Consider the following 26155-nt stretch of genomic DNA (forward strand, 5'->3'; position numbering starts at 1 on the left):
GCCGGGTGCGGGTAAACGTCCGTACCGGGATTCGGCCAAGACACGACAGGCCCGGCGGCGGGCGGGCAGCCACGGCCGGGGCCCCGTGATGCCATGACCTTATGATCAAGATGTCACAGGCGGTGGTCTCGGCCGCCCTCGTCTCCGCCGGGCTGTTCGGCGGCACCGCGCTCGCCGACTCCGAGCCCGCCACGGCGGCCGTCGGGGTGGACCGTCCCCAGATCACCGTGACGGGGGAGGGCGTGATGTCGGTCACTCCCGACGTCATGCGCCTGGACACCGGTGTGGAGGTGCGCCGTCCCACCGCGGGCGAGGCCTTCACCGCCGCCCGCACCGCCGCCGCGGCGCTGACGCGGGCACTGCTCGCGGCCGGGGTCGCGGCCAAGGACCTCAGGACCGACGAGCTCTCCCTGGGGCCCGAGTACAAGGAATATCCCACGATCTCCGGCTACCGGGCCGCGCAGGGCGTCGAGGCCGTGGTCAGGAACATCGACACCGCGGACGACGTGGTCGACGCCGCGGTAGCGGCCGGTGAGGCGGTCCGGCTGGACGGCGTGTCGTTCGAGGTGTCGGACAACCGCGTGCCGCTCAGGGCGGCGCGCGAGGTCGCCTTCAGGGACGCCAGGGCCCGTGCCGTGCAGTACGCCAAGCTCGCCGGGCGCCGGCTCGGCATCCCCCTGGAGATCAGCGAGCAGAGCTTCACCCCGCCGACACCGGTCTACGGCGCCGCCGGGATCGCGGACAAGGCCTCGATCAGCCCCGGCCGCCGCGACGTGTCGGTGAGCGTCAGGGTGGTGTACGAGCTGGAGTAGGCCCCGCCCAGGCGGTGTCCCCCCATCGCCCCCCGAACCCGGGTACGCGACAGGTCCCCGGCACCCGGCGGGCCCCGGCGGGTCGACCACCCGCCGGGGCCCGTCCCCGCTCCCCGCTCCGGCCGTGGTCGCGGCCGGGGGAGGGGTCAGGGCAGGGGTCAGGGCAGGGCCAGCATCCGGTCCAGCGCGACCCCGGCCCAGCGGGCGGTGTCGTCGTCCACGGTGATCTGGTTGACGACCTGGCCGGCGGCGAGCGACTCCAGCGCCCACACCAGGTGCGGCAGGTCGATCCGGTTCATCGTCGAGCAGTAGCAGACGGTCCGGTCCAGGAACGTCACGTTCTTGTCGGGGAACATGGCGCCGAGCCGCTTGACCAGGTTCAGCTCGGTGCCCACCGCCCAGGAGGACCCGGCCGGAGCCTGTTCGATCTTCTTGATGATGTACTCGGTCGAGCCGACGTGGTCGGCCTTGGTGACCACCTCGTGCCTGCACTCGGGGTGGACCAGCACGTTGACCCCGGGGATGCGGGCGCGCACGTCGTCCACGCACTGGGCGCTGAAGCGGCCGTGCACCGAGCAGTGCCCCTTCCACAGGATCACCGTGGCCGCGGCCAGCCGTTCGGGGGTCAGGCCGCCGCCCGGCCGGTGCGGGTCGTAGACCACGCAGTCGTCCAGGCCGAGGCCCATCTCCAGCACCGCGGTGTTGCGGCCCAGGTGCTGGTCGGGCAGGAAGAGCACCTTCTCACCACGCTGGAAGGCCCACTCCAGGGCTCGCCTGGCGTTGGAGGAGGTGCAGACGGCGCCGCCGTTGCGCCCGCAGAACGCCTTGATGTCGGCGCTGGAGTTCATGTAGGTGACCGGGACGGTGACGTCCGCGATCCCGGCGTCCTGGAGCACCTCCCAGCACTCCTCGACCTGGTCGAAGGTGGCCATGTCGGCCATCGAGCACCCGGCCGCCAGGTCGGGCAGCACGACCTTCTGCGAGGCGGAGGTGAGGATGTCGGCGGACTCGGCCATGAAGTGCACGCCGCAGAAGACGATGTACTCGGCGTCCGGCCGGGCCGCGGCCTCCCGGGCGAGCTTGAACGAGTCGCCGGTCACGTCGGCGAACCGGATGACCTCGTCGCGCTGGTAGTGGTGGCCCAGGACGAAGACCCGCTCGCCGAGCGCCGCCTTGGCCCGCCGGGCGCGCTCCACCAGCGCCGGGTCGGACGCGGACGGCAGCTCGCCGGGACAGTCGACGCCGCGCTCGCTGTGTGGGTCGACACCCCTGCCGAGGACGAAGAGCGGAAGCCCGGTCTCGGTGGTCGTCACGGCCACACCCCCTTATCGTCGAAGTGACGACTAATGATGACACACGTCCCGGAGGCGCCGTTCGCCGGGAGGGGGTCCCGGATCCGGGCGAGGAGTTCGCGGCCTTTCAGGAATGTGTGCACCGGGACGGGTGTTGGTAGCGTCTGAGAAGGACGTCATACACAGACAGCCGTTCCCGGGGAGCGGCTGACGCAGACGCGGGAGTCACCACATGTCGGTTGAGAGCAGCGAGACCACGGCGCAGGGCCTGATCCTCAGTTCCGCGGCCGCCGCGAAGGTCAAGAGCCTGCTGGAGCAGCAGGGCGAGGAGGGACTCCAGCTGCGCGTGGCCGTGCAGCCCGGTGGCTGTTCCGGCCTGCGCTACCAGCTCTTCTTCGACGACCGTTCGATGGACGGCGACGTCGTCTCCGACTTCGACGGCGTGAGCGTGGTCACCGACCGGATGAGCGCGCCCTACCTGGTGGGTGCCACCGTCGACTTCGTCGACACGATCGAGAAGCAGGGCTTCACGATCGACAACCCCAACGCCACGGGCTCGTGCGCCTGCGGCGACTCGTTCAACTGACCGGGCGCGCACGGCCGGTCCGGACGGGGCGGCTCGTCCCGTAGGACGAGACCGCGAAGGCCCCGCGGGATGACATCCGTCACCCCGCGGGGCCTTCGCGCGCCCGCGCTGTCGCGTATTCTTGCGAGGCTCGACGCCCCTGTTTCCAGATGCCGACAACGAGGAGAACAACCCCGTGCGCATCGCCGTCACCGGCTCCATCGCGACCGACCACCTGATGACCTTCCCCGGGCGCTTCGGCGACCAGCTCATCGCCGAGCAGCTCGACCGGGTGTCCCTGTCGTTCCTGGTGGACGACCTGCAGATCCGCCGTGGCGGCTGCGCGGCCAACATCGCCTTCGGCATGGGCTGCCTGGGGCTGCGGCCCGTCCTGGTCGGCGCGGTCGGCGCGGACTTCGCCGACTACCGCTCCTGGCTGGAGCGCCACGGCGTCGACTGTGACTCCGTGCACGTCTCCGAGATCCACCACACCGCCCGGTTCCTGTGCACCACCGACCAGGACCACAACCAGATCGCCTCGTTCTACACCGGCGCGATGGCCGAGGCCCGCCTGATCGAGCTGGGCCCCATCGTCGACCGGCTCGGCGGCCTGGACCTGGTGCTGGTCAGCCCCAACGACCCCGAGGGCATGCTCAGGCACACCGACGAGGCGCGCCAGCGGGGGATCCCGTTCGCGGCCGACCCCTCCCAGCAGCTCGCCCGGATGCCCGGGGACCAGATCCGCCAGCTCGTCGACGGCGCCGCCTACCTGTTCGGCAACGACTACGAGAAGGGCATGATCGAGCAGAAGACCGGCTGGAGCGACGCGGAGATCCTCGACCGGGTCGCCGTCCGCGTCACCACGCTCGGCCCCAAGGGCGTCGTCATCGACCGCAAGGGCGAGCCGTCCCTGCACGTCCCCGCCGCGCCCGAGCTCGGCAAGGCCGACCCCACCGGGGTGGGCGACGCCTTCCGTTCCGGCTTCCTGTCCGCCCTGGCCTGGGGACTGTCCCTGGAGCGCTGCGGCCAGGTCGGCAACCTCGTCGCCACCCACGTCCTGGAGCGCGTCGGGGGCCAGGAGTACGAGCTCGGCCGGAAGGTCTTCCTGGAGCGCCTCGCCGACGCCTACGGCGCCGACGCCGCCTCGGACGTGTCGGGCTTCCTGAACTGCCACTACGCCTGACCCGGCGTGTCCCGCCGCCTCCGGCGCCCGGGGCCGCCACCCGTGCCGGAACCGCCCCCGGTACCGGAGACCGTCACCCGTGCGCCCGAGACCGTCGCCCCTGCCGGTGACCACCCGTGCGGGAACCGGTACTCGTGCGCGAACCGGCGCCCGTACCGGAACCAGGCTCCGTCGCCGCGTCACCGCGCCCGGCCCGCCGCGCCCTCGCGCCGCAGGGCCGGGCGCGGCGGGCTCCGGCCGTTCGTTTCCGGTCGTCCGCGCGCCCGGTCCGGGCCGTCCGCGCGGGCCGGGTGTCAGGTGCCCGCGTAGACGCGGTGGACGAACTCGGCCATCTTGTCGTCCGGCAGGTGCCTGGCCAGGTCGGCCTCGCTGATCATGCCGATGATGCGGCCGTTCTCGATCACCGGCAGCCGCCGTATCTGGTTCTGCTCCATCTTGTCCAGCGCCTCGGCGACGTCGGCGTCCGCGGAGACCCAGACCAGGCCGGTGGCCAGCTCCCCGGCGGTGATCTTGGACGGGTCCTGGCCGTGGGCCACGCACTTGACCACGATGTCGCGGTCGGTGATGATCCCCTTCAGCCGGTCGTCGCTGCCGCAGATGGGCAGCGCGCCCACGTTCATGTCGCGCATCATCTGCGCCGCCCGGTCGAGCGTCTCGTGTGCCTCGACGCACCGGACCCCGGCGTGCATCAGATCTCTGGCGGTCTCACCGCTCATGTCGTCCCCCCGATTCCTCTGGTCGGACTTACGGAGGGGACATACCCGATTTAAGGGCAGATCAGTAATTACGCCGCACGTGGATGGCCCAGCCCCGCTGGGGGAGCTCGTAGCTGGCCACGTGCCGGTGCGACTTCAGCCGGCACCACGCGGGGATGTCGTTGAAGGCGGCGGGATCGTCGGCCAGCACCGAGACGATCCCGTTGAGCGGCACGAGGTTGATCTGCTCGGCCAGCATGATGATGGGGATCGGGCACTTCTTGCCCAACGCGTCGATCGTCAGGGCCGGAGGCTGGGCGGAATCCGCCGGGGTGGCCTGGCTGGACGTCATGATCTTCTCACTCCCCGAAAGTTGATCACAGCTTTACCCCCGCCTCCTCACGGATCCTGCGCACCGCGTCCGGCAGGACGGACAGGAAGCGGTCGACATCCGTCGCCGAGGCGCCTCGGGGCAGCGACACCCGTACGTTCCCGTGCGTGAGCACGCCCATGGCCTCCAAAACATGCGACGGACGAAGCGTACTCGCCGTGCACGAGCTACCGGACGATACCGAGAATCCGGCCCTGTCGAGTTCGGTCAGCAGTGCCTCACCCTCCACGTAGAGACACGAGAACGTGACGATGTGCGGTGCCCGCGCCACCGGGTCGCCGATCACCTCGACGTCCGGGACCGTCCGGGCGACCTCGGTCCTGATCCGGTCCACGAGCGCGGCGATCCTGGCCGACTCGATGGCCGACTCGGCCACGGTGGCGCGCAGCGCCGCCGCCGCCGCGACGATCGCCGGGACGTTCTCGAACCCCGGGACCCTGCGGCGCTCGCGGTCGTCGTCGGGCAGCGGGCTGCGCCAGCGGGTGCCCTTGCGGACCACCAGGATCCCCACCCCGGCCGGGCCGCCCCACTTGTGGGCGCTCGCGGCCAGCACCGACCACCCGCCGGGCAGCGGCATCCGGCCCGCGGTCTGGGCCGCGTCCACCAGCAGCGGCACCCCCGCCCCGGCGCACGCCTCGGCGACCTCGGCCACCGGCTGCAGGGTGCCGACCTCGTGGTTGGCGCTCTGCAGGCAGGCCAGCGCCGTGCCCTCGGCAGCGGCCGCCTCGGCGAACGCGCCCGCCTCGACCGCGCCGGTGATGCCGACGCCGACCGTCTCGACCGCCCCGCCGTCGCGCTCGTGGATGCCCGCGGCGTGCAGCACGCTGGAGTGCTCCACCGCCGAGGTCACCAGGCGCCTCCCGGCCCGGCGCCGCCCGTGCAGGGTGCCGAGCACGCCCAGGTGCACCGCCTGGGTCCCCGAGGAGGTGAACGAGACCTCGTCCGGCCTGGCGCCCAGGGCCTCGGCCACCTCGGTCCTGGCCTGTTCCAGTAACATTCTGGCCCGGCGGGCCGAACCGTACAGTCTCGCGGGATCGGCCCAGCCGACGTCCAGGGCCGCGATCAGGGCCTCGCGGGCCTGGGGGTGCAGCGGCTCCGTGGAGGCCGCGTCGAAGTACGCCACGCCCCCAATCGTCGCACCACGCGCGGTGCGGGCGGGGGCTGGGCGGGAGGGCGGCCCATGGTCGCGCTAATGTGTCCCCCAGCGTGAAGCTGCTGACTACGAAAACCTGAACGTGAACAAACGATCTCCCAGGAGCGACTCCTGGGCTTCATCTGTGGGGTAGGCGATCCGTGAGTCCGACCCGCCGTTCTGCACGGCGTCCGTTGGCCCGCCGCCGGGTGCCACGCGCCGCCGCTCTGGCGCTGCCGCTGGTTTCCCTGACGGCGTGCAGTGCCGAAGACTGGTCCCGAGCCGGCCTGCCCGAGGGCATCACCGAGCAGTCCAACGCCGTCCAGAGCCTGTGGAACGGCTCGTGGATCGCGGCCCTCGGCACCGGCGTGGTCGTGTGGGGGCTGATCCTGTGGTCCGTCGCCTTCCACCGCAAGAGGAAGAACTCCGCCGACGAACTGCCCCCCCAGGTGCGGTACAACCTGCCGATCGAGATCCTCTACACGGTGATCCCGATCATCATGGTCGGCGTGTTCTTCTTCTTCACCGCCAGGGACCAGAACTACATCACCACCATGTCCCCCAAGTCTGACGTCACGGTCAGGGTGGAGGGCTTCCAGTGGAGCTGGCGCTTCACCACCGAGTCGGGCGGCAAGACCGTCCAGGTGGCCGGCATGCCGGCGGAGAACTACATGAAGGGCCCGCAGCTCGTGCTGCCGGTCGGCAAGAGCGTGAAGTTCCTGCTCAGCTCGCCCGACGTCATCCACTCCTTCTGGATCCCGGCGTTCCACTTCAAGCTGGACGTGATCCCGGGCGTGGACAACAGGTTCGAGGTGCGGACGCTGGACAAGCCCGGCGTCTACGCCGGGCGCTGCGCCGAGCTGTGCGGTGTGGACCACAGCCGGATGCTCTTCTCGGTGAAGCTCGTGCCCGCGGCCGAGTTCGACCAGTACATCGCTAGCCAGGCCGGTGCCCAGTGACAGCAGTCAACAATCCCCTCGTCCTCTCCCCGGCGACGCCGACCCGCAAGGGCCTGGTGATCACCAAGTGGGCGTCGTCCACCGATCACAAGATCATCGGACACCTCTACCTGATCACGTCGTTCGTCTTCTTCCTGATCGGCGGCGTGATGGCGCTGGTCATGAGGGCGGAGCTGGCGCAGCCGGGTCTCCAGATGATCAGCAACGAGCAGTTCAACCAGCTGTTCACCATGCACGGCACGATCATGCTGCTGATGTTCGCGACCCCGCTGTTCGCGGGGTTCGCCAACGAGCTGATGCCGCTGCAGATCGGCGCCCCCGACGTCGCCTTCCCGCGGCTGAACATGGTCAGCTACTGGCTCTTCGCCTTCGGCAGCACGATCGCGCTGGCGGGGTTCATCACCCCGGGCGGCGCGGCCAGCTTCGGCTGGACCGCCTACGCCCCGCTGTCGGACGCGATCTTCTCTCCCGGCATCGGCGCCGACCTGTGGATCGTCGGACTGACCATCAGCGGTCTGGGCACGATCCTCGGCTCGGTGAACTTCATCACCACGATCATCTGCATGCGCGCGCCCGGAATGACCATGTTCCGGATGCCGATGTTCACCTGGAACATCCTGCTCACCTCGATCCTGGTGCTGATGGCCTTTCCGGTGCTGGCCGCCGCGCTGCTGGCGCTGGAGGCCGACCGCAAGCTCGGCACGCAGATCTTCCACCCCCAGAGCGGCGGCGCGCTGCTGTGGCAGCACCTGTTCTGGTTCTTCGGCCACCCCGAGGTCTACATCATCGCGCTGCCGTTCTTCGGCATCATCACCGAGGTCATCCCGGTCTTCAGCCGTAAGCCGCTGTTCGGCTACATCAGCCTGGTCGGCGCCACCATCGCCATCGCGGGCCTGTCGATCACGGTGTGGGCGCACCACATGTTCGCCACCGGCCAGGTGCTGCTGCCGTTCTTCTCGTTCATGACGTTCCTCATCGCGGTGCCCACCGGGGTGAAGTTCTTCAACTGGATCGGCACCATGTGGCGCGGCCACCTGTCGTTCGAGTCGCCGATGCTGTTCGCGATCGGCTTCCTGGTGACGTTCCTGTTCGGCGGCCTGACCGGCGTCATCCTGGCCTCCCCGCCGCTGGACTTCCAGGTGGCCGACTCCTACTTCGTGGTCGCCCACTTCCACTACGTGGTCTTCGGCACCGTGGTGTTCGCCATGTTCGCCGGGTTCTACTTCTGGTGGCCCAAGTTCACCGGCACGATGCTGAACGACCGGCTGGGCAAGGTCCACTTCTGGACGCTGTTCATCGGCTTCCACACCACCTTCCTGGTCCAGCACTGGCTGGGCGCGCAGGGCTTCCCGCGCCGCTACGCCGACTACAGCCCGATCGACGGCTTCACCGACCTGAACATGGTCTCGTCGGTGGGCGCGTTCCTGCTGGGCGCCTCCACGCTGCCGTTCATGTACAACGTGTGGAAGACCGCCAAGACCGCGCCGCGGGTCACGGTGGACGACCCGTGGGGGTACGGCAACTCCCTGGAGTGGGCGACCTCCTGCCCGCCGCCCCGGCACAACTTCACCTCCCTGCCCCGTATCAGGTCCGAGCGTCCCGCGTTCGACCTCAAGCGCCCGTACGCCCAGACCCCCGGTGAGCTGGAGAAGGAGGAGGCCCGATGAAGGTCCAGGGCTGGCTGTTCATCCTCTGCGGCGTGTTCTTCGCCGCCGTGGACGTCGTCTACTGGTACTGGTCCAAGGAGCCGGTCGGCACGACCGCGATGGCCATCTCGGTGGGCTTCGCGTTCATGATCGGCTACTACCTGATGTACACGGCCCGCCGCATCGGCGAGCAGCCCGAGGACGACAAGCAGGGCGAGATCGCCGACGGCGCCGGAGAGCTCGGCTTCTTCAGCCCGCACAGCTGGTGGCCGCTGTTCGTCTGCCTGGCGGTCGCGCTCACCGCGGTCGGCCTGGTCATCGGCTGGTGGCTGTTCCTGATCGGCGTCTTCGCGGTCCTGATGGCCACCATCGGGTTCGTCTTCGAGTACTACCGGGGCAACTTCTCGCACTGACGTCCCGGCACCCGCGCCACGAGGCGGGCCACGGAAATCCTCCGTGGCCCGCTTTTTGTCGTTTATTGGGTGCTCGCGGTGGATGTCTTCCGTGGCGGACCGCCTACTCCGGGTAATAACTGAATCAGTGGTTCGATCCGGACAGGGGAGTTCATGTGGGGCACGCTATCCGCGGTTCGAGCCGGGGGGCCGGGGCCGGACTGCTGGCCCTCGCCCTGGTGACCGCCTCCTGCTCGACGAGCACCGCCACGCCGGGCGGATCCGCACCGGCCTCCTCGCCCGCCGCGGCGGCGGCCCTGGTCACCGTGGCGCCCCTGAACGGGGCGACCGGCGTGCCCACCGACGCGCCGATCGTGGTCGCAGCCCAGGGCGGCACGCTGACCCAGGTCGCCGTCAGGGCCGTGAAGGGCTCCAAGAAGCCGCTGGCGGGCGTTCTGAGCGCCGACGGTACCCAGTGGCGCAGCCGCGGCACGGCGGCTCCAGGGGCCTCCTACGAGGTCCAGGCGACGGCCGTCAACCCGGCGGGCACCGCCACCCGGACCACCTCCTCGTTCTCGACCGTGAAGGCGCGGGAGACGTTCGCGATCCAGAACATCACCCCGAACAAGGACGACACCGGCCTGACCGTCGGCGTCGGCATGCCGATCATGATCACCTTCGACCGGGACGTCTCCGACCGGGTCTCGATCGAGCGCCACCTGTCGGTGAAGACCTCCCGGCCCGTGCTGGGCGCGTGGCACTGGTTCGACGACCGCAACGTGCACTTCCGCCCCAAGAGGTTCTGGCCGGCCGGCACCAGGGTCCGCGTGCAGGCCCGCCTCGCCGGGGTGCGCGGCGGCGCCGGCCTGTACGGCGCGGCCGGCCGCACCGTCGACTTCAGGATCGGCCGCTCGCAGATCACCCGGGGCAGCGTGCTGTCCCACCACCTCACCGTGCGGCGCGACGGCAGGGTCGTCCGGGAGATCCCGATGAGCGCCGGCAAGGGGGGCGTGTGGAAGTACCACACGACCAGCGGCGTGCACCTGGCCATGTCCCGGGAGAACGTGACCGTCATGACCTCGCCGGGGATCGGGCCGGGCTCGCCCGGGTACTACCGGCTGACCGTCTACGACACCGTGCGCATCTCCAACAGCGGCGAGTACATCCACAGCGCGCCCTGGTCGGTCGGCTCCCAGGGGTACTCCAACGTCAGCCACGGCTGCGTCAACGTCAGCCCGTCCAACGCCAAGTGGTTCCTGGACAACACGCTGATCGGGGACCCGATCATCATCACCGGCTCGCCCCGCGTCCTGGAGCCCACCAACGGCTGGGGGCACTGGCAGGAGAGCTGGCGCCAGTGGCTGAAGTGGAGCAGCCTCAAGCACTTCACCACCGACGACGTCTGACCCCTGCGATCCGCGAGGCCCGTGCGAGGTCCGTACGAGAGCGTGCGAGGCCCGCGGCGGGCCCCAGGCGCACGAGAAGGGGGCCCGGACACCGTGTCGGTGTCCGGGCCCCCTCACGTGCGGCCGTGGCCCCTGAGAGCCCCTGGGTGCCCCTGAGAGCCCCTGGGGGTCTCCCGTCAGTGCTCCCGGAGGCCCTGAGGCTCTCGAGGTGGTGCGGTCAGCGGGTCAGGGACCTGTCCTCGCCCTTGCCGACCGCGGCGTGCTCGTCGTGACCGTGGTCGTCGCCGTGGCCGTCTCCGTGCCCTGCCTCCAGCGGGATCTTCTCGCCGCCGTAGGCCTGGCTCATCTTGACGCGGAGCCTGCCCAGCGGGCCGCGCATCCCCTTGGACGGGATGCCGTCGCGGCCGGTGTTCCCGTCGGTGATGACCGGGACGGTCTCCCGGCGCATGTGGGCCGCGATGGCCTCGTGCGGCGGGACGTGCACCTCGACGTACTCGCCGTGGGGGAGCCGCTTGATCACGCCGGACTCCACGCCGTGGCTGAGGATCTCCGCGTCGCTGCGCTGCAGGCCCAGGCAGACCCGGTAGGTGATGATGTACGCCACCACCGGCCCGGCGATGATCAGGAAGCGTCCGACGTATGTCGTCCAGTTCAGCGAGACCTGGAAGAACGCGGAGATCTCGTCGTTGGCGCCGAGCAGCCACAGGACACCGTAGAAGGTGACCGCGGCCATGCCGATCGAGGTGCGGTGCGGGTTGTTGCGGGGACGCTCGGCGATGTGGTGCTCGCGCCGGTCGCCGGTGACCCACTGTTCGATGAACGGGTAGAGCGCCAGGCCCGTCATGATGATGCCCATCGGCACCAGGGCGGGGATCAGCACGCTCATCGCGAGCGTTCCCCCGGCCTGACCGAAGAGGTTGATCTCCCAGGCGGGCATCAGGCGGAGCGAGCCCTCCAGGAAGCCCATGTAGAAGTCGGGCTGCGAACCGGCCGAGATGTCGGCCGGGGTGTAGGGACCGAACAGCCAGATCGGGTTGATCTGGGCGAAGGTGCCCAGCAGCGCGATGACCCCGAACGTGAACATGAAGTAGGCGCCGGCCTTGATCATGAAGGCCGGGTAGAAGGGGGAGCCCACCACGTTCTCGTTCGTGCGGCCCTTGCCCGACATCTGGGTGTGCTTCTGCACCCACATCAGGATCATGTGGGCGCTGATCAGCGCCAGCAGGATGCCCGGGATCAGCAGGATGTGCAGGGAGTAGAACCGGGAGATGACGTCCTCGCCCGGGTACTCGCCGCCGAAGAGGAAGAAGGTGATCCAGGTGCCGACCAGCGGCAGCGAGATCGCCACGCCCTCGGTGATCCGCAGGCCCGCGCCGGAGAGCAGGTCGTCGGGCAGGGAGTAGCCGGTGAGGCCCTCGGCCAGCGCCAGCGTCAGCAGCAGCACGCCGATCAGCCAGTTGAGCTCGCGGGGCTTGCGGTAGGCGCCGGTGAAGAACACCCGCAGCGCGTGGATCATCATGCCGCCGATGAACAGCAGCGCCGCCCAGTGGTGCATCTGGCGCATCAGCAGTCCGCCGCGCACGTCGAAGCTGATCGACAGCGACGACGCGTACGCCTCGGACATCATGACGCCGCGGAGCGCGTCGTAGGAGCCGGCGTACTCCACGTGGGCCATGCTCGGCTTGAAGAACAGGGTCAGGAACGTGCCGGTCAGCAGGAGGATGATGAAGGAGTAGAGAGCGATCTCACCGAGGAGGAACGACCAGTGGTCGGGAAAGATCTTCCGAAGGTTGCGCCGGAGGAAGTTCCCCGCCCCGAGGCGGTCGTCGACGAAGTTACCCGCGCCCGCGATGGGCTTGGGAACGCTTTCGACACTCATTTTTGTTTGGCTCCGTTCTCACGGGCCTCGGCCTCGGCGTCGCCACGCTCCCAGAAACTGGGACCGACAGGGACGGCGAAGTCCGCCGTAGCAACGAGGTACCCCTCATTATCCACGGCGATGGGCAGCTGGGGCAGAGGGCGGGCGGCCGGGCCGAAGATGACCTTGGCGCCGTCGGCGGCGTCGAAGGTCGACTGGTGGCACGGGCACAGGATGTGGTGGGTGGTCTGCTCGTACAGGGCCGCGGGGCAGCCGACGTGCGTGCAGATCTTGGAGTAGGCCACGATCCCGTCGTGCGTCCAGTTCAGGTTCGTCCCGGACCTGAGCTCCTCGGGACGGAACTTGATCAGGATCAGCGTGGCCTTGGCCAGCGCGTTCAGGTCGTGCTCGTAGCCCTCGGGGACCACCGACAGGATACCGCCGGGGGAGTTGAAGTCGGCCGCCCGGATGGGCGAGCCGCTTCCCTCGACGAGCAGCTTGCGGGGCTTGCCGTCCTTGGTCTTCTCTCCCCAGACGGTGTGCCGCAGCTTCTCGGGGAAGTCGTTGTAGGTCGGGCCGAGGTCGCGCAGCAGCACCAGCGGGGCCAGGCCCAGCGGGGCGGCTGCGGCCAGCAGGGTGCGCCGCAGCAGCGGGCGCTTGGTGATCCCGCTCTCGGCCGCGCCCTGCATGAAGGTCTCGCCGACGTAGGCCCTGGTCGCGGGGTCGGAGGCCATCGGGTGGCGTTCCTGGACCAGGCTGTACTTCGGCATCACCATGCGGACCCAGGTCACCATGCCCGCGGCCAGCGCGAGCAGCGCCAGGGTGAGCGTGCCGCCCAGCGCGAAGTTGGAGGTCTGCGTCTTCGCGACGTCGCCCACCTGGAAGATCACGTACGACGCGACGAAGGCGATCCCGGCCAGGAAGGCGACGGCGAAGCAGAGGGCGGCGTAACGCTCGCCCTTCTTCGCGGTCGCCTCGTCCTGCGGGACGACCCCGGGGACCTGGACGTCCGCGGGCCGGGCGGCCTGTCCGGTGCCGAGCATCGAGGTGCTCGCCGCGGGCGAGGGGGTGCCGATGACGCGCTTGGGCGCGCGCTCCTCGGGCTGTTCTGTGCCGTGGTTGTTCTCAGTCATTTGGCCTGTCGCCTCTTCGCGGTGATCCAGATGGCGGCCAGGGAGAGCAGGCTCAGACCGACGATCCAGGCCACCAGACCCTCGGTGACCGGGCCGATGCGGCCGAGACCGGCGCCGCCCGGGTCGGGCTCGTTGCGCACGCCCACGATGTAGGCGATCATGTCCCGCTTCTGCTCGGGGGTGATGATGCTGTCGTTGAACACCGGCATCGCCTGCGGGCCGGTGACCATGGCCTCGTAGATCTGCCGCTCGGTGGCCTGGTGCAGCGGCGGGGCGTACTTGCCCTGGGTCAGGGCGCCGCCCGCGCCGACGAAGTTGTGGCACTGGATGCAGTTCGCCCGGAACAGTTCACCGCCCTTGACCGCGTCGCCCTTGCTGGCGTCGACCATGTCGTCGTCCGGCGTGACCGGGCCACCGCCCAGGGACTGGATGTAGGCGCCGAGCTGGCGCAGCGTGTCCCGGGTGACCCAGGGGGCCACGGGCTTGCGCGGGGCCTGCGACGACGGGTTGGCCAGGGGCATGCGCCCGCTGCCGACCTGGAAGTCGACGGAGGCCGAGCCGACGCCGACCAGGGTCGGCCCCTGGCCGGTGCCCTCGGCGTTGCGTCCGTGACAGCTGGAGCAGCTGCGCTCGAAGAGCTTCTTGCCCTCGGCCACGTCGTCGGCCCTGCCGGACGCGATCGCCGCGTCGGCCTGCCGGGGGGTGGAGGCCGCCAGGGCGACGGTGTAGAACCCGCCGATCAGCCCCAGGGCCAGGAGCAGGACGGCGTATCTCGCGAGGGGATGCCGCCGCCCAGCGGTGATCCTATTCACAGAGATCCCCGATTCCTTATTGAATTCCGTAGATGGTCACGAAAAGGCCGATCCAGACCACGTCCACGAAGTGCCAGTAGTAGGACACGACGATCGCGCTGGTCGCCTGCTCACGGGTGAAGCGCTTCGCGGCGTACGTGCGTCCCAGCATGAGCAGGAACGCGATCAGCCCACCGGTCACGTGCAGGCCGTGGAAGCCCGTGGTCAGATAGAACACCGAGTCGTACGCGGAGTGCGACAGCGTGTGCCCCTCGTGGACCAGCTCGCTGTACTCGTACAGCTGGCCGGCGACGAAGACGGCGCCCATCAGGAAGCTGACGATGTACCAGAAGCGCAGCTTGGCGACCTGGCCCTTCTCGGCAGCCCACACGCCCAGCTGGCAGGTCACACTCGACAGGACCAGGATGACCGTGTTGGCCAGGGAGAACGGGACGTTCAGGTGAGCCTCGGGCCAGGGTTGCCCCTGGCCGATGGTCACCGACCGGATGGTGAAGTACATCGCGAACAGCGCCGCGAAGAACATGAGCTCGGAGGACAGCCAGACGATCGTCCCCACGCTGACCAGATCGGGCCGGCGGGACGAATGTGCTGTCGTCGTCGTTGAGATTGCGGATGCTGTCGCCACGGGCAGCATTATTGCGGCTCTCCTGCTCGGGTCGCCGCACGCCCCCCCGATAGGGAGCGCATACGCCCTCTCGAAGTGGACGTACAGGGCAATTCACCCGGCAATGGCTCCGGTCTGGGAGCCGGGGGCGGCAGACCGGTAGCATCCCAGGTGACCATACATCGACGGACGAGGGACAGTGAGCGCGACCGTGAGCACCGACGACACGACGATGAGGATCCTCGTCTACAGCGACGACGCGAGCACCCGCGAGAGAGTCCGCCAGGCCGTCGGCCGCCGCCCCGCCGCCGACGTGCCCTTCGTGGAGATCGTGGAGTGCGCCACCCACGCCAAGGTCGTCCAGTACTTCGACTCCGGTGAGATCGACGTCGCCGTGCTCGACGCCGAGGCCAAGCCGGCCGGGGGCATGGGCGTGGCCCGCCAGGCCAAGGACGAGGTGCACGACTGCCCGCCGATCTGCCTGCTGATCGCCCGCAGCGCCGACCGCTGGCTGGCCGAGTGGTCGCGCGCCGAGGCCGTGCTGGGGCACCCGATCGACCCGGTCGTGCTCGCCGAGACCGTCGCCGACCTGATGCGCCGCCGCCTGTCCACCCGCCTGCCCGCCCGGTAGAGAACCCCGGCGAAGACCCCCCTGGAGACCTTCATGGACGCGCGTACCACCTGGCCCGCGCTGTTGTCCGCCCTGCTCGCGGGTGAGCACCTGACGGCCGACGAGACCGCCTGGGCGATGGACCAGATCATGTCCGGCTCGGCCACCCCCGCCCAGATCGCCGGCTTCGCCGTGGCGCTGCGGGCCAAGGGCGAGACGGTCGCCGAGGTGGCCGGCCTGGCGCGCATCATGCTGGAGCGGGCCGTGCCGCTGTCGGTCGAGGGCCCCGTCGTCGACGTCGTCGGCACCGGGGGAGACCGGGCGCACACCGTCAACGTCTCGACCATGGCCGCGATCGTGGCCGCCGCCGCCGGGGCCAGGGTCGTCAAGCACGGCAACCGGGCCGCCTCCTCCTCCTGCGGCGCCGCCGACGTCCTGGAGCACCTGGGGATCATGCTCGACCTGCCCCCGGCCGAGACCGCCAGGGTCGCGGTGGAGGCCGGGATCGCCTTCTGCTTCGCGCCCGTCTACCACCCGGCGCTGCGCTTCGCGGGCCCGCCCCGCAAGGAGCTGGGCATCCCCACGGTCTTCAACTTCCTGGGCCCGATGACCAACCCGGCCAGGCCCGCCGCCCAGGCGGTCGGCATCTTCGACGAGCGCATGCTCCCCGTGGTGGCCGGCGTGTTCGCCGAGCGCGGCGTCTCCGCGCTCGTCTTCAGGGGCGACGACGGGCTGGACGAGCTGACCATCTCCACGACCTCCACGGTCTGGGTGGTACGCGCCGGCCAGGCCGAGCGGACCGTGTTCGACCCGGCCGTCCTGGACATCCCCAGGGCAGAGCCGGACGCGCTGCGCGGCGGGGACGTGGCCTTCAACGCCCAGGCCGTCCACGACCTCCTCGCCGGCCGCACCGGCCCGGTCCGCGACGCCGTGCTGCTGAACGCCGCCGCCGCGCTGGTCGCCCTCGACGGCGCCGGCGCGGACGCCCGGGACACCGGGGACACCGGGGACCTGAACGCCGCGATGGCCGCCGGGTACGAGCGCGCCGTGCGGGCCGTCGACTCCGGTGCCGCCGCCGCCACCCTGGAGCGCTGGATCGAGGTCAGCCGGCCGCGCTCCTGACGTCGGCCCTCCCCTCGTGGACGGACCGCAGATCCGCCCACGAGGGGATGTGACCCTCGCCGGGAGCGCTCTAGATTGCGTCCATGTGGCGTGCCGACTCCCTGATCGGGCAGATGCTCCCCCTCCTGCTGGCGTGCGCGACGCCGGGTCTCTGCCTGGCCGTCGCGGTCCTGGTGCGCGAGCGCAGGCTGCTGCTGCTCAGGCTGAGATCCTGGGAGGCCGGGGACGCCGACCGGCGGCGGGAGCTGGCCCGCGCCCGGTTCGCCGAGCGCCGGGCGCGCATCGCCCGGGAGCTGCACGACATCGTCGCGCAGGGGATCAGCATGATGACGCTCGGCGTGGGCGCCGGGCGGATGATCATGAGCAAGGATCCCGAACGGGCCAGGGAGACCCTCAGGGTGGCCGAGGAGTCCGGCCGCCAGGCGCTGGTCGAGCTCCAGCGTGCCCTGTCCCTGCTGGACCTCGACGGTCCCTCCACCGGCAGGACGCCCCAGCCCAGGCTTTCGGACCTGGGCGACCTGCTCGCCGGGATCAGGGCGAGGGGACTGCGGGTGGAGGTGGTCGAGGACGGCCGCCCCGCCGAGGTCGGGCTCGCCCTGGAGCTGGTGGCCTACCGCATCGTCCAGGAGGCGCTCGCCAACACCCTGCGGCACGCCGGGGCGGATTCGGCCCGCGTCACGCTGCGCTGGCGGCCGGGCCTGTTGGAGGTGTCCGTCCGCGACGACGGGCGCTCCGGCCCGCCGGGGGCCGCCGGGGCCGGCCTGCTCGGCATGCGCGAGCGCGCCGTCCTGTTCGGCGGGACGCTGGAGGCCGGCGTGCTGCGCGGCGGGGGCTTCGAGGTACGGGCCAGGCTGCCCACCGCCGGTGAGGTGAACCCCGGCCGCACCGGCGAGCCGGGGGAGCGGGCGCGGGGGCTAGTCGGACTCGCCCAGGCCGATCGAGAAGGCGGCGTCGAGGTCGTGCCGGGAGTAGGCCCGGAAGGCGATGTGCGTCTCGGTGTGCAGCACCCCGGCCACCTTGTTGATCCGCCCGGGGATCACCTCGGCGATCTCCTCGTAGGCGCTCACCCGGACCATGGCCATCAGGTCGTACTCGCCGGTTATCGAGTAGACCTCGCTCACCCCGTCGATCTCGGCGATCGTCTGGGCGACCTCGGGGATCCGGTCCACCTCGGCGTTGATGTGCACGATCGCGGTGACCACGAGCTTCCTCCTCGTTGAGTGCTGCCTGCCGCCTCAGAAGCTACCAGTGCCGTCCCGCGCGGCGCTCAGCGCAGCGGGCGGCCCTCGCGCGCCCGGCGCGGCTCGCCCCCCTGGTAGGCGCGGTCGATGCGCGCCTTGAGCCTCCCGGCGCCCGAGACGGGAAGGCTCCAGGTGCCCTCCACCTGCACCAGCCGGATCCCGGGTGACTCCAGCCAGCGCAGCACGCACTCGGTCTCCTCGGCGCTGGCCGCGTGGACCGGCCCGGCCCCCGGGGACACGGTCTCCGCGGTGGCCGTCAGCGCGTCGACGAACGGGGTGGGATGGGCCCCGGAGGGCATCACCCCGGCCGAGGCGAGGCGGCCGTAGCGCACCACGTGGATCTCCCACCGGCCGCCGGGGAGCGGGGCGGCGGCGACCAGCTGGGGGATCGCGGTCAGCGACCGCAGCCGCTGCATCCGGGCCGAGGTGCGTACGTAGGCGGCCAGCCGGTCGCGGTCGGCCGCGGCCTCCTCGTAGCGCTGGTCGAGCGCCAGGCGCTCCATCCGGGCCTCGATGGCCGAGAAGACCGGGGCCGCGTCCAGCTCCAGCGCCCGGCGGGCCGCGACCACGTGCACGGCGTACTCCTCGGGGCTCTGGCGGCCCTCGCACGGCGCCCCGCACCGGCCGATCTCGGCGAGCGCGCAGGCCGACCGCCGCGAGCGCAGGGTGATCCGCTCGGTGCACTGGCGCAGCGGGATCGTCTCGTGCAGCGCCGCGCGGGCGTCCTCGGCGGCGCGGGTGCTGGAGAACGGGCCCAGGTAGGAGGCGTCGTCGTCCTTGATCTCGCGGACCACCGACAGTCGGGGGAACGGCTCGTCGGTCAGCTTCAGCCAGAACATCTTCTCCGGGAAGCGCGACCTGCGGTTGTAGCGGGGCTTGGCCGAGCCGATCAGCCGCAGCTCCCTGACCTCCGCCTCCAGCGGGGTCGCGCAGGAGATGGACCTGACCCGCGCGGCGATGCCGACCATCTCGCGGATGCGGGGCCGGGTCTCGCCCGCGGTGAAGTAGCTGCGCACGCGGTTGCGCAGATCGACGCTCTTGCCGACGTAGAGCGGGTCGCCGCCCTCGTCCTCGAACACGTACACGCCGGGGCCGGAGGGCACGGAGTCGGCCAGGTGGCGCTTGCGGCGCTGCTCGGGCGTGGGCGCGCGGACGAACCCCTTGAGCTCCTCCAGCGTGTGCACCCCGAACGAGCCGGCCCGCTCCAGCAGCGCGTGCAGCACGTCGGCGGTGGCCCGCGCGTCGGCGAGGGCCCGGTGGCAGGGCTCGGTGCGGCTGAACATCTTCGCCAGGGTGGCGAGCTTGGCGTTGGGCGCCTCGTCGCGGGTCAGCAGCCGCCGCGCCAGGTCCACGGTGTCGACCACCGGATGGCCGGGCGGGGGGTAGTCGTGGGCGGCGCAGGCCGCCTTGAGGAAGCCCATGTCGAACCCGGCGTTGTGCGCCACCAGGGTGGAGCCCGCGGCGAACTCCAGGAACGAAGGGAGCACCGCCTCGATCCTGGGCGCCGCCACCACCATGCCGTCGGTGATGCCGGTCAGCACCGAGATGAACGGCGGGATCGGCGAGCCGGGGTCGACGAGGGTGCCGAACTCGCCGAGCACCTCGCCGCCCCTGACCTTGACCGCCCCGATCTCGGTGACGGCGTGCTCGGCCGCCGAGACGCCGGTGGTCTCCAGGTCGAAAACGACGAAGGTGACCTCGCTGAGCGGCGTGCCCAGCTCGTCGAGCGTTCCCTGTACGGCGTAGTCCACGATCCCCGACCCTAGAAGCCCCGACCGACATTTAGCGCGCCGCCTCCCCCTCGGGGGCCCCCGCGGGCGGGCGCCGCTCAGCTGCGGCGATCCCCCGCGATCATCCGCTCCAGCCGGTGCCGGTGCAGCACCAGGTCGTCGGGGTCGCCGGGCACGGGCAGCTCGCCGAAGTGGACGCGGCGCTGCCAGACGCGGGCCATGATGACCCCGTGCCGCAGCGCGGCGTAGGTCTCGTAGAACCCCATGTCCCGGGGGGTGTACCCGGTCAGCTCCCGGTAGGTGCGGCACACGTCCTCGGAGCGCATGAAGTCCGGCAGGCCCGGCAGGCCCATGGACTCGGCGACGTCCTGGAAGAACCGGTGCAGGAAGATCATCCAGGCGAGGTCCAGCTCCCGGGGGGCGATCGTGGCCATCTCCCAGTCCAGCACCCCCACCGGGGTGAAGTCCCGGTACATCACGTTCCCGATGCGGGCGTCCCCCCAGCTCAGCACGTCGGGGCCGGGATCGTCCGGCCAGTGCTCCTCCAGCCAGCGAAACGCCCGCTCCAGCAGCGGGACCGGCCTCGCGCCGTGCGCCCACGCGTAGTAGGCGCGCTGCTCGTCGACGTGCCTGCGCAGCGCCGACCCGCCCGTCCCGGCGGGCTCCAGCGCCGCCGTCTCCCCGGCGGTGAGCGCGGTGCCGTGCAGCCTGGCCAGGATCTCCACGCTGTGCCGCTGCAGCCGGTCGCGGTCGGCCGGGGAGGCCTCCGGCAGCCAGCCCGCGAAGGTGTACGGCGGCAGGTCCGGCGGCACGTCCCCCTCCAGGCGCTCCATCACGAAGAACGGGGTGCCCAGCGGGCCGGGGTCGGGCTCGTACCACAGGGTCGCCGGGGCGGGCACGCCCGCGCGTTCCCTGGCCAGCCGCATGACCTCGAACTGCCTGCCCAGGTCGTAGTCGGGGAAGACCGGCACCGCCTCGCTCGCCGGCGCCATCCTGGCCACGCAGCGCACCTCGTGGACCCCGCCGACCCCGCCGACCTCGCGGCCCTCGCCGCCGGAGGTCCATCGCGCGTCGAAGATCAGGGTCTCGCTGGACAGCCCGTTCCCCGACGGATGGTCGACCCTGGGGATCGTGACGGGTGCCCCGACCCTGCCGGTGAGCCAGGAGCGCAACCGCTCGCGTACCTCGGCAAGGTCACGGGTGGAGGTCCGCATCCCCTCGGCCCGTTCGCGCCGCTCTTCCATCGCTCTCCCGTGGCGTAGGTCACAAAGTGATCCGCACAGTCGTAACCTATGAGCAATCGCTTGTCCATAAAGGGTTCACCGGCGGGCCGGGCGCCGGTCGTCTTCGGTCAGGTCGGGGTCAGGGTGCGCTAGCCGTACCCTTGACGTGAATGCCGATCCGAGTAGGGGCCGTGATGAGTTCAGCCGGAGAGGGCCTGTCTCGTCCGTTACCCGAGCAGGTCCGTTCACACGTCGTGGAGCTGGCCTCCCAGATCCTCGGGTCGATGCCCGCCGCCTCGGTCCCCGCGCCCCTGAAGGGGATCGCCAGGTTCGACCCGCGCAAGCGCGCCAAGCTCGGCGGCACGCCCATCGCTGCGCAGCTGGAGACCGACAAGAAGTTCCGCGAGCTGGTCGCCGAGACCCTGACCGCCGGCTGGCCCGAGCTGGTCGCCAGCCTGGCCGAGGGCACCGTCCCGCCGGCCGCCGAGCCGGTGATGGTGGCCGCCGCCGCCTACCTGACCCGGCCGCCGGGCTGGGCGGAGATGGTGGAGACGGCCCGGGAGGACCTGGAGCGGTCGGCCGTGGCCGCCGAGGGGTCGGCGCAGGAGCAGACGGTCACCCGGCTGCGCGAGCAGCTCGCCGCGCAGAAGGCCGCGGCCAAGGACGAGGCCGAGCGATTGCGCGAGCAGCTGCGGTCCTCCCGCTCGGAGGTGTCCGACCTGCGCCACCGGCTGCACGACGCCCGGGAGCGGGCCAGGGCCGCCGAGGCGCGCGCCGTCGCGGCCGAGGAGGCCGCGGCCGAGGTCAAGGCGACCGCGGTCTCGGCCGGAAGCGCGACCGAGGGCGAGCTGCGCCGCCTGCGCGAGCGCCTGGCCGACGCCGAGCGCCAGCTGGAGGCCACCCGCAGGGCCGCCCGCGAGGGCCGCAGCGTGGAGGACACCAAGGTGCGCATGCTGCTGGACGCCCTCCAGGACGCCGCGGCCGGGCTGCGCAGGGAGCTGGCGCTGCCCTCGGGCATCCACCGCCCCGCCGACTCGGTGGCCGCGGTGGCCCCGGGAAGCCAGGGCGTCCAGGCGGTCCCGGCTCGGGCGCTGGCCGACGACGACCCCGCCCTGCTCGACCAGCTGCTCGCGCTGCCGCAGATCCACCTCATCGTGGACGGCTACAACGTGACCAAGTCCGGTTACGGCACCTTCACCCTCGCCGACCAGCGCAGCCGCCTGCTCACCGGCCTGGGGGCGCTCTACGCGCAGACCCGTACCGAGCTGACCTGCGTCTTCGACGGCGCGGAGCTGAACGGTCCGGTCCCGGTGTCGGCGCCGCGCGGGGTGCGCGTGATGTTCAGCGCCCCCGGGCAGATCGCCGACGACCTGATCCGCCAGCTGGTCCGCGCCGAGCCCGCGGGACGGGCCGTCGCGGTGGTCTCCTCCGACCGGGAGGTGGCCGACTCGGTGCGCAGGATGGGGGCCCGCCCGGTGCCCGCGGTCCTCCTGCTGCGCCGCCTGGGTCGTGCGTGAACCTTTCGGGTGGTTCGCGCATCGAATGATCCAGGAGGATTACCCGATGAAGAAGATCATAGCGCTCGCCCTCACCGTCCTGGCCGCCGGCGCGGCCACCGCCGCACCCGCCGGCGCGGCCACCGTCCCCACCGTCCCCACCGGCGGCACCGCGTCCACCGGGACGGCCACGATCCCCAAGGGCTTCCTGCTGTACGAGAAGGAGGCCGCCAAGAAGGACGACGACCCCGAGACGACCTGGAAGGTCAGCGGCTCGGTGAAGACCCCGCTGGCGGTGAACCCCTGCGACCGGAGCACGCCGGCCCGGACCGGCCGCCTGGCCGCGCGGACGGTGACCTACACCGCGGTGCCGGACTTCATGAAGGTCGAGCAGGTCGTGCTGTACCGCTCACCGGCCGACGCGGCCAGGGCGGTCTCCCAGGTCCGCGCGGCCCTGGTCGCGTGCCGGTCCGACACCCGGTCCGGCTCCACCTACCGCTACGCCCACGCGCGGCAGGCCGGGATCGGCGACGAGGCGCTGAGGGTCTCCGGCCAGGTGTACTACCGCGGCAAGGCCGGGGTGGGCGGCGACCGGAGCGTGCTGGTCAGGAAGGGCAGCGCGGTCCTGATCTACCAGTGGGCCGGGGAGTACTCCAGGCCCGTCGCGAGCGACTGGGCCGTCCAGCTGCGCGACGCCAGGAGGATGACCGCCAAGGTCTGCTCCGTCGCCATCTGCCGGTAGCGGCGGGCCGCCGTCCGGCGGACATGACCTGCGGCGGAAGGAACGGCCACCTGTTTGGGGCAAACCCGACGAAAAGGTGAGCCAATCATTACTTCTTCTGTACTATTCGCCGCAGGTCTGTGTATCTGGGAGGCGTTGACGTGGCCGTGGCGGGCATGCCGGTTGGACTGAGTCGGATACCGGTGGCGGCCGGTCTCGCCCTCGCACTGCTGATGGTGCCGGTGAGCGGAGCGGTCGCGGAGCCCAAGCCCACCCTCGCCCAGGCCAGGAAGAAGCTGGCCAAGCTGAACGAGCAGGCCGACCAGGTCGTGGAGAAGTACAACCAGGCCGCCGAGAAGTGGAAGCGGGCCAGGAAGAAGTACCGGACGCTCAACGGCGACCTGGCCCGCCAGAGCGAGCGGGTCGCCGGGTTGCGCGAGGAGCTCGTCTCGATGGCCGTCAGCAGCTACCAGTCCGGTGCGATCACCGGCTGGGAGAGCATGGTCGTCCAGCCCGACCCCGCCGCGCTGCTCAGCGGCCTGGCCGCCGCCGACCAGATGGCCGCCTCCCGGGCCCGCTCCCTCAGCGCCTTCGACCAGGCCACCAAGGAGCTGCGGACCAACCGGGACAAGGCCAAGGAGGTGCTGGCCGAGGCCGACGAGACCCGCGACGAGCTCGCCGAGGAGAAGGCCAAGGCTGACAGGATGGTCAAGGTCCAGACCAAGCTCCTGCGCGAGCTCGGCGCCTTCCGCCAGGGCGACCCCGACAGCGCCGGGATCCAGTACACCGGCGCCGCCTCGGGCAACGCCCGTGCCGCCCTGCAGTTCGCCTTCGCCCAGGTGGGCAAGCCCTACCAGTACGGCGGCACCGGCCCCGGCGGCTGGGACTGCTCGGGCCTGGTGCAGGCCTCCTGGCGCACCGGCGGGGTCAGCATCCCCCGGACGACCTGGCAGCAGTGGAGCTGGGGCGCGAGCCGCAAGGTCTCGCTGAACGACCTGCAGCCGGGGGACCTCATCTTCAGCGAGGGCCTGGGGCACGTCAGCATGTACGCGGGCGACGGCAAGATCGTGCACGCCCCGCAGACCGGCGACGTGGTCAAGGTCGTCCCGCTGTCGGCCTACGGCCGCCGCCTCGTCGGGGCCGTCCGCCCCTGAGGGCCCGTCGCTCTGGGGGTCCGTCGCTCTGGGGGTCCGTCGCTCTGGGGGCCCGTCGCTCTGGGGGCCCGTCGCTTTTGAGGGCCCGTCCGTCCCTCAGGGCGGTTCGTGTGCCCCTGAGGACCCCGTCGTGCTCCTGAGGGCCGTCCGCTCCTGAGGGCCCGTGTGCCCGGGGCGCCCTCTCCCGAGGGGGCTCCGGTCCGTCTGGGCCGCTCGCCCCCCGGACGGGCCGCCCACCGGCGCCCGTGGGGGTCCGTGAAGACGTCTCGCGCGCGGGCGACGATTCCGCGCCCTCGCGGGAGTCCTCTCTCCGGACGGACCATCGGCCTCCTCCGGCCCCCGGAGGCGTGCCGCGACACAGGACCAGGGAGACGACGATGCCCACCTCCGCGACCTCGCAGCCGCTCGACCACACCTTCACCGCCCCCATCGAGAAGGACGGCGCCTTCGCCACCTTCGTGACCGTGCCGGGCTCGGCCGAGCTCCTCGGCACGAGGCGGGCCGTGAAGGTCACCGGGACGGTCGACGGTCACCCGTTCGCCGCCACGCTGATGCCCTCGGGCGCCGGCCCGCACTGGCTGCCGTTGCGGGCGGAGCTGTGCAGGCTGATCGGCAAGCACGAGGCCGGGGCCGAGGTGACGTTCCACCTCGAGCGGCGGCTGAGCTGAACCGTCGCCCGCGGGCCCGGGAACGCCGCTCGCGGCGACCCGGGCCACGGCGTCCCCCGCGCTCACCGCGAGGGCCGGAACGATGTGACGAAGATAACAAAACTCGCGATTCACAGGGCTTGGAGGGCGATGTGACGAGAGTCATATCTCGATCGCATAAATAGGCATCACGCAGCGGTAACGGGAGGATCAAGAAGCCCTCTCGATCCTCCGTTTCTGGGAACCCTTTGCCGAAACGTGGCGATCGGAGTAACTTCTGGCTGCGCGACGTGCAAGCCATGCCGCCGCGGTGAACGACGGTCTCCGGGCCGTCTTCGTCCATAGAAATCCAGCCGGCCGCCGCGCCCCCGCAAGGGGCGGACGTCATCGTGGCGGCCCGCCGAATCCGTGCAGCCAGGAGGCATGGAACCGGGGACCCAAAAGGCCCGACACACCGTGGCCAGGGGTGAATCGGCACATTTGTGCTGTAGGGCATCTTCCAAGCCCGAATCCGTCAGCTAACCCGGTAGGCATCAGTGGAAGCACCAAGGAGAAATCCTGTCTACCACCCCGTACAACCCCCGTTTGTCACGCTTTTTCCGCCTTTCTCTAGGCGGCGTCGCCCTCACGTTGACCGCCTCAGCCGGAGCGGTCACCCTGGGACCCACGGCGGCGCAGGCGATGACGGACAATCCCCCTGAGATCCTGGTCAGCAGCGCGACCGGCGTCTCCGAGCAGACCGAGAGCACGGAGACCGGGCGGGCCACGACGAAGGGCACGGTCAAGGCCAGGACCAAGGCCAGGACCGCCACGAAGTCCAAGGCCAAGGCCAAGGCCACGATGAGCAGGGCGGCACTGCAGAAGGTTCGGGCCGGCAAGGCCGTCGCGGCGGCCAAGAAGCAGATCGGCGATCCGTACCGGTGGGGAGCCTCCGGTCCCGGAGCCTTCGACTGCTCGGGGCTCGTCCGCTACGCCTGGCGCACGGCCGGCGTGTCCCTTCCCAGGATCACGCACAGCCAGTACAGGTCGCTCAAGAAGAAGGTCCCTTGGAGCAAGCTGCTCCCCGGTGACCTGCTGTTCTTCAGCGGAAAGGGCCACGTCGGCATGTACGTCGGCAAGGGCAGGATGGTCCACTCGCCGAGCAGCGGCAAGTCCGTCCGGATCGTGAAGCTGAAGGGGCACTACCGGTCCTCCTTCGCGGGAGCGGCCCGGCCCGGAGCCTGAACCCGAACGGTGACAGCGGTCCCGGGGGGGGGGGGGAGGGGGGGGGGGAGGGGGGGGGGGGGGGGGGGGGGGGGGGGGGAGGGTGTGTGTTTAGAGGGTGAGAACCA

25 protein-coding genes, 1 pseudogene and 1 riboswitch are annotated in these 26155 nt (G+C 71.0%); of the genes and pseudogenes, 15 read left to right on the forward strand and 11 right to left on the reverse strand.

The features are described from left to right. Window positions 1-101 precede the first annotated feature (101 nt). On the forward strand, window positions 102-812 hold the full coding sequence (locus ACZ6RT_RS22335; protein ID WP_399193417.1) for an SIMPL domain-containing protein: 711 nt from the start codon (window positions 102-104) through the stop codon (window positions 810-812). Window positions 813-970: 158 nt separating this feature from the next. Here ACZ6RT_RS22335 and nadA read toward each other — a convergent pair whose 3' ends face one another. After that, window positions 971-2125 (reverse strand): quinolinate synthase NadA, encoded by a 1155-nt coding sequence (gene nadA, locus ACZ6RT_RS22340; protein WP_399193415.1) that lies wholly within the window; start codon window positions 2123-2125, stop codon window positions 971-973. 211 nt (window positions 2126-2336) lie between these two features. On the opposite strand from nadA, the gene ACZ6RT_RS22345 reads away from it, so the two are divergent. Next, window positions 2337-2690: a HesB/IscA family protein gene (locus ACZ6RT_RS22345; RefSeq protein ID WP_030910261.1), complete on the forward strand. Its 354-nt coding sequence runs from the start codon at window positions 2337-2339 to the stop codon at window positions 2688-2690. 175 nt (window positions 2691-2865) lie between these two features. Further along, window positions 2866-3852 carry a carbohydrate kinase family protein gene (locus ACZ6RT_RS22350; RefSeq protein WP_399193413.1) on the forward strand — a complete coding sequence of 329 codons (987 nt, stop codon included), beginning with the start codon at window positions 2866-2868 and terminating at the stop codon, window positions 3850-3852. 293 nt (window positions 3853-4145) lie between these two features. Here the strand turns inward: ACZ6RT_RS22350 and ACZ6RT_RS22355 are convergent, their stop codons facing one another. The 3 genes from ACZ6RT_RS22355 to ACZ6RT_RS22365 form a co-directional block, all read right to left on the reverse strand. Next, window positions 4146-4568 carry a CBS domain-containing protein gene (locus ACZ6RT_RS22355; RefSeq protein ID WP_399193411.1) on the reverse strand — a complete coding sequence of 141 codons (423 nt, stop codon included), beginning with the start codon at window positions 4566-4568 and terminating at the stop codon, window positions 4146-4148. Between the two features lie 61 nt (window positions 4569-4629). Next, on the reverse strand, window positions 4630-4899 hold the full coding sequence (locus ACZ6RT_RS22360) for a sulfurtransferase TusA family protein (RefSeq protein ID WP_399193409.1): 270 nt from the start codon (window positions 4897-4899) through the stop codon (window positions 4630-4632). 25 nt (window positions 4900-4924) lie between these two features. Beyond that, window positions 4925-6061, reverse strand: coding sequence for a cysteine desulfurase family protein (locus ACZ6RT_RS22365; RefSeq protein ID WP_399193407.1), 1137 nt, complete (start codon window positions 6059-6061; stop codon window positions 4925-4927). Window positions 6062-6279: 218 nt separating this feature from the next. Here ACZ6RT_RS22365 and ctaC point away from each other — a divergent pair, with 218 nt between their 5' ends. The 4 genes from ctaC (at window position 6280) to ACZ6RT_RS22385 (ending at window position 10473) form a co-directional block, all read left to right on the forward strand. Continuing rightward, window positions 6280-7029: an aa3-type cytochrome oxidase subunit II gene (ctaC, locus tag ACZ6RT_RS22370; protein WP_470155783.1), complete on the forward strand. Its 750-nt coding sequence runs from the start codon at window positions 6280-6282 to the stop codon at window positions 7027-7029. After that, window positions 7026-8696, forward strand: a complete 1671-nt coding sequence (gene ctaD / locus ACZ6RT_RS22375) for an aa3-type cytochrome oxidase subunit I (RefSeq protein WP_399193403.1) — start codon at window positions 7026-7028, stop codon at window positions 8694-8696. Before ctaC ends, ctaD begins: the two co-directional genes overlap by 4 nt. Continuing rightward, a complete protein-coding gene (locus ACZ6RT_RS22380) occupies window positions 8693-9088 on the forward strand; it encodes a cytochrome c oxidase subunit 4 (RefSeq protein WP_344896367.1) in 396 nt (131 codons plus the stop codon). Before ctaD ends, ACZ6RT_RS22380 begins: the two co-directional genes overlap by 4 nt. 155 nt (window positions 9089-9243) lie before the next feature. Continuing rightward, window positions 9244-10473 (forward strand): L,D-transpeptidase, encoded by a 1230-nt coding sequence (locus ACZ6RT_RS22385; protein WP_399193400.1) that lies wholly within the window; start codon window positions 9244-9246, stop codon window positions 10471-10473. Between the two features lie 217 nt (window positions 10474-10690). On the opposite strand, the gene qcrB is transcribed toward ACZ6RT_RS22385, so the two are convergent. The 4 genes from qcrB to ctaE are packed head-to-tail and all read right to left on the reverse strand — an operon-like array spanning window position 10691 to window position 14910. Continuing rightward, window positions 10691-12352, reverse strand: a complete 1662-nt coding sequence (qcrB, locus tag ACZ6RT_RS22390) for a cytochrome bc1 complex cytochrome b subunit (protein ID WP_470155787.1) — start codon at window positions 12350-12352, stop codon at window positions 10691-10693. Continuing rightward, complete coding sequence (gene qcrA / locus ACZ6RT_RS22395; protein WP_399193396.1) at window positions 12349-13464, reverse strand: cytochrome bc1 complex Rieske iron-sulfur subunit; 1116 nt, start codon at window positions 13462-13464, stop codon at window positions 12349-12351. The genes qcrB and qcrA overlap by 4 nt, the downstream gene beginning before the upstream one ends. After that, on the reverse strand, window positions 13461-14276 hold the full coding sequence (qcrC, locus tag ACZ6RT_RS22400; protein ID WP_470155788.1) for a cytochrome bc1 complex diheme cytochrome c subunit: 816 nt from the start codon (window positions 14274-14276) through the stop codon (window positions 13461-13463). The genes qcrA and qcrC overlap by 4 nt, the downstream gene beginning before the upstream one ends. 16 nt (window positions 14277-14292) lie before the next feature. Next, window positions 14293-14910 carry an aa3-type cytochrome oxidase subunit III gene (gene ctaE, locus ACZ6RT_RS22405; protein WP_399193392.1) on the reverse strand — a complete coding sequence of 206 codons (618 nt, stop codon included), beginning with the start codon at window positions 14908-14910 and terminating at the stop codon, window positions 14293-14295. Window positions 14911-15112: 202 nt separating this feature from the next. Here ctaE and ACZ6RT_RS22410 point away from each other — a divergent pair, with 202 nt between their 5' ends. From ACZ6RT_RS22410 to ACZ6RT_RS22420, 3 genes and pseudogenes are all read left to right on the forward strand, one after another. Further along, on the forward strand, window positions 15113-15511 hold the full coding sequence (locus ACZ6RT_RS22410; RefSeq protein WP_344896806.1) for a hypothetical protein: 399 nt from the start codon (window positions 15113-15115) through the stop codon (window positions 15509-15511). A gap of 33 nt (window positions 15512-15544) precedes the next feature. Beyond that, complete coding sequence (gene trpD, locus ACZ6RT_RS22415) at window positions 15545-16612, forward strand: anthranilate phosphoribosyltransferase (protein WP_470155790.1); 1068 nt, start codon at window positions 15545-15547, stop codon at window positions 16610-16612. A gap of 113 nt (window positions 16613-16725) precedes the next feature. After that, window positions 16726-17460, forward strand: a pseudogene (locus ACZ6RT_RS22420) (sensor histidine kinase); the annotation flags it as partial. A 66-nt stretch (window positions 17461-17526) separates the two neighbouring features. Here ACZ6RT_RS22420 and ACZ6RT_RS22425 read toward each other — a convergent pair. The 3 genes from ACZ6RT_RS22425 to ACZ6RT_RS22435 all read right to left on the reverse strand — a co-directional run bounded on the left by ACZ6RT_RS22425 (window position 17527) and on the right by ACZ6RT_RS22435 (window position 20827). Continuing rightward, window positions 17527-17814, reverse strand: a complete 288-nt coding sequence (locus ACZ6RT_RS22425; RefSeq protein ID WP_399193638.1) for an Lrp/AsnC family transcriptional regulator — start codon at window positions 17812-17814, stop codon at window positions 17527-17529. Between the two features lie 65 nt (window positions 17815-17879). Continuing rightward, window positions 17880-19604 (reverse strand): DEDD exonuclease domain-containing protein, encoded by a 1725-nt coding sequence (locus ACZ6RT_RS22430; RefSeq protein WP_470155792.1) that lies wholly within the window; start codon window positions 19602-19604, stop codon window positions 17880-17882. Window positions 19605-19681: 77 nt separating this feature from the next. Then, window positions 19682-20827: a phosphotransferase family protein gene (locus tag ACZ6RT_RS22435; protein ID WP_470155794.1), complete on the reverse strand. Its 1146-nt coding sequence runs from the start codon at window positions 20825-20827 to the stop codon at window positions 19682-19684. Between the two features lie 173 nt (window positions 20828-21000). Between ACZ6RT_RS22435 and ACZ6RT_RS22440 the strand changes: the two genes are divergently transcribed. The 5 genes from ACZ6RT_RS22440 to ACZ6RT_RS22460 all read left to right on the forward strand — a co-directional run bounded on the left by ACZ6RT_RS22440 (window position 21001) and on the right by ACZ6RT_RS22460 (window position 26048). Beyond that, window positions 21001-22323, forward strand: a complete 1323-nt coding sequence (locus tag ACZ6RT_RS22440; RefSeq protein WP_399193381.1) for an NYN domain-containing protein — start codon at window positions 21001-21003, stop codon at window positions 22321-22323. Between the two features lie 46 nt (window positions 22324-22369). Beyond that, complete coding sequence (locus ACZ6RT_RS22445) at window positions 22370-23044, forward strand: hypothetical protein (protein ID WP_399193379.1); 675 nt, start codon at window positions 22370-22372, stop codon at window positions 23042-23044. A 155-nt stretch (window positions 23045-23199) separates the two neighbouring features. Beyond that, window positions 23200-24177: a C40 family peptidase gene (locus ACZ6RT_RS22450; RefSeq protein ID WP_399193376.1), complete on the forward strand. Its 978-nt coding sequence runs from the start codon at window positions 23200-23202 to the stop codon at window positions 24175-24177. A 377-nt stretch (window positions 24178-24554) separates the two neighbouring features. Beyond that, a complete protein-coding gene (locus tag ACZ6RT_RS22455; RefSeq protein ID WP_470155796.1) occupies window positions 24555-24845 on the forward strand; it encodes a DUF1905 domain-containing protein in 291 nt (96 codons plus the stop codon). 367 nt (window positions 24846-25212) lie between these two features. Then, window positions 25213-25372, forward strand: a riboswitch (cyclic di-AMP (ydaO/yuaA leader). Window positions 25373-25505: 133 nt separating this feature from the next. Continuing rightward, window positions 25506-26048 (forward strand): C40 family peptidase, encoded by a 543-nt coding sequence (locus ACZ6RT_RS22460; protein ID WP_470155798.1) that lies wholly within the window; start codon window positions 25506-25508, stop codon window positions 26046-26048. Window positions 26049-26155: the final 107 nt, after the last annotated feature.

Source organism: Streptosporangium sp. NPDC050148 (assembly GCF_055586505.1).

Coding starts and splice junctions, on each gene's coding strand:
- ACZ6RT_RS22455 (WP_470155796.1), top strand. CDS start 24,555: ATGCCCACCTCCGCGACCTCGCAGCCGCTCGACCACACCTTCACCGCC.
- ACZ6RT_RS22435 (WP_470155794.1), bottom strand. CDS start 20,827: ATGGAAGAGCGGCGCGAACGGGCCGAGGGGATGCGGACCTCCACCCGT.
- ACZ6RT_RS22335 (WP_399193417.1), top strand. CDS start 102: ATGATCAAGATGTCACAGGCGGTGGTCTCGGCCGCCCTCGTCTCCGCC.
- ACZ6RT_RS22410 (WP_344896806.1), top strand. CDS start 15,113: ATGAGGATCCTCGTCTACAGCGACGACGCGAGCACCCGCGAGAGAGTC.
- qcrB (WP_470155787.1), bottom strand. CDS start 12,352: ATGAGTGTCGAAAGCGTTCCCAAGCCCATCGCGGGCGCGGGTAACTTC.
- ACZ6RT_RS22345 (WP_030910261.1), top strand. CDS start 2,337: ATGTCGGTTGAGAGCAGCGAGACCACGGCGCAGGGCCTGATCCTCAGT.
- ACZ6RT_RS22360 (WP_399193409.1), bottom strand. CDS start 4,899: ATGACGTCCAGCCAGGCCACCCCGGCGGATTCCGCCCAGCCTCCGGCC.
- ACZ6RT_RS22440 (WP_399193381.1), top strand. CDS start 21,001: ATGAGTTCAGCCGGAGAGGGCCTGTCTCGTCCGTTACCCGAGCAGGTC.
- ACZ6RT_RS22380 (WP_344896367.1), top strand. CDS start 8,693: ATGAAGGTCCAGGGCTGGCTGTTCATCCTCTGCGGCGTGTTCTTCGCC.
- ctaE (WP_399193392.1), bottom strand. CDS start 14,910: ATGCTGCCCGTGGCGACAGCATCCGCAATCTCAACGACGACGACAGCA.
- ACZ6RT_RS22460 (WP_470155798.1), top strand. CDS start 25,506: ATGACGGACAATCCCCCTGAGATCCTGGTCAGCAGCGCGACCGGCGTC.
- trpD (WP_470155790.1), top strand. CDS start 15,545: ATGGACGCGCGTACCACCTGGCCCGCGCTGTTGTCCGCCCTGCTCGCG.
- ACZ6RT_RS22450 (WP_399193376.1), top strand. CDS start 23,200: ATGCCGGTTGGACTGAGTCGGATACCGGTGGCGGCCGGTCTCGCCCTC.
- ACZ6RT_RS22445 (WP_399193379.1), top strand. CDS start 22,370: ATGAAGAAGATCATAGCGCTCGCCCTCACCGTCCTGGCCGCCGGCGCG.
- ACZ6RT_RS22355 (WP_399193411.1), bottom strand. CDS start 4,568: ATGAGCGGTGAGACCGCCAGAGATCTGATGCACGCCGGGGTCCGGTGC.
- qcrA (WP_399193396.1), bottom strand. CDS start 13,464: ATGACTGAGAACAACCACGGCACAGAACAGCCCGAGGAGCGCGCGCCC.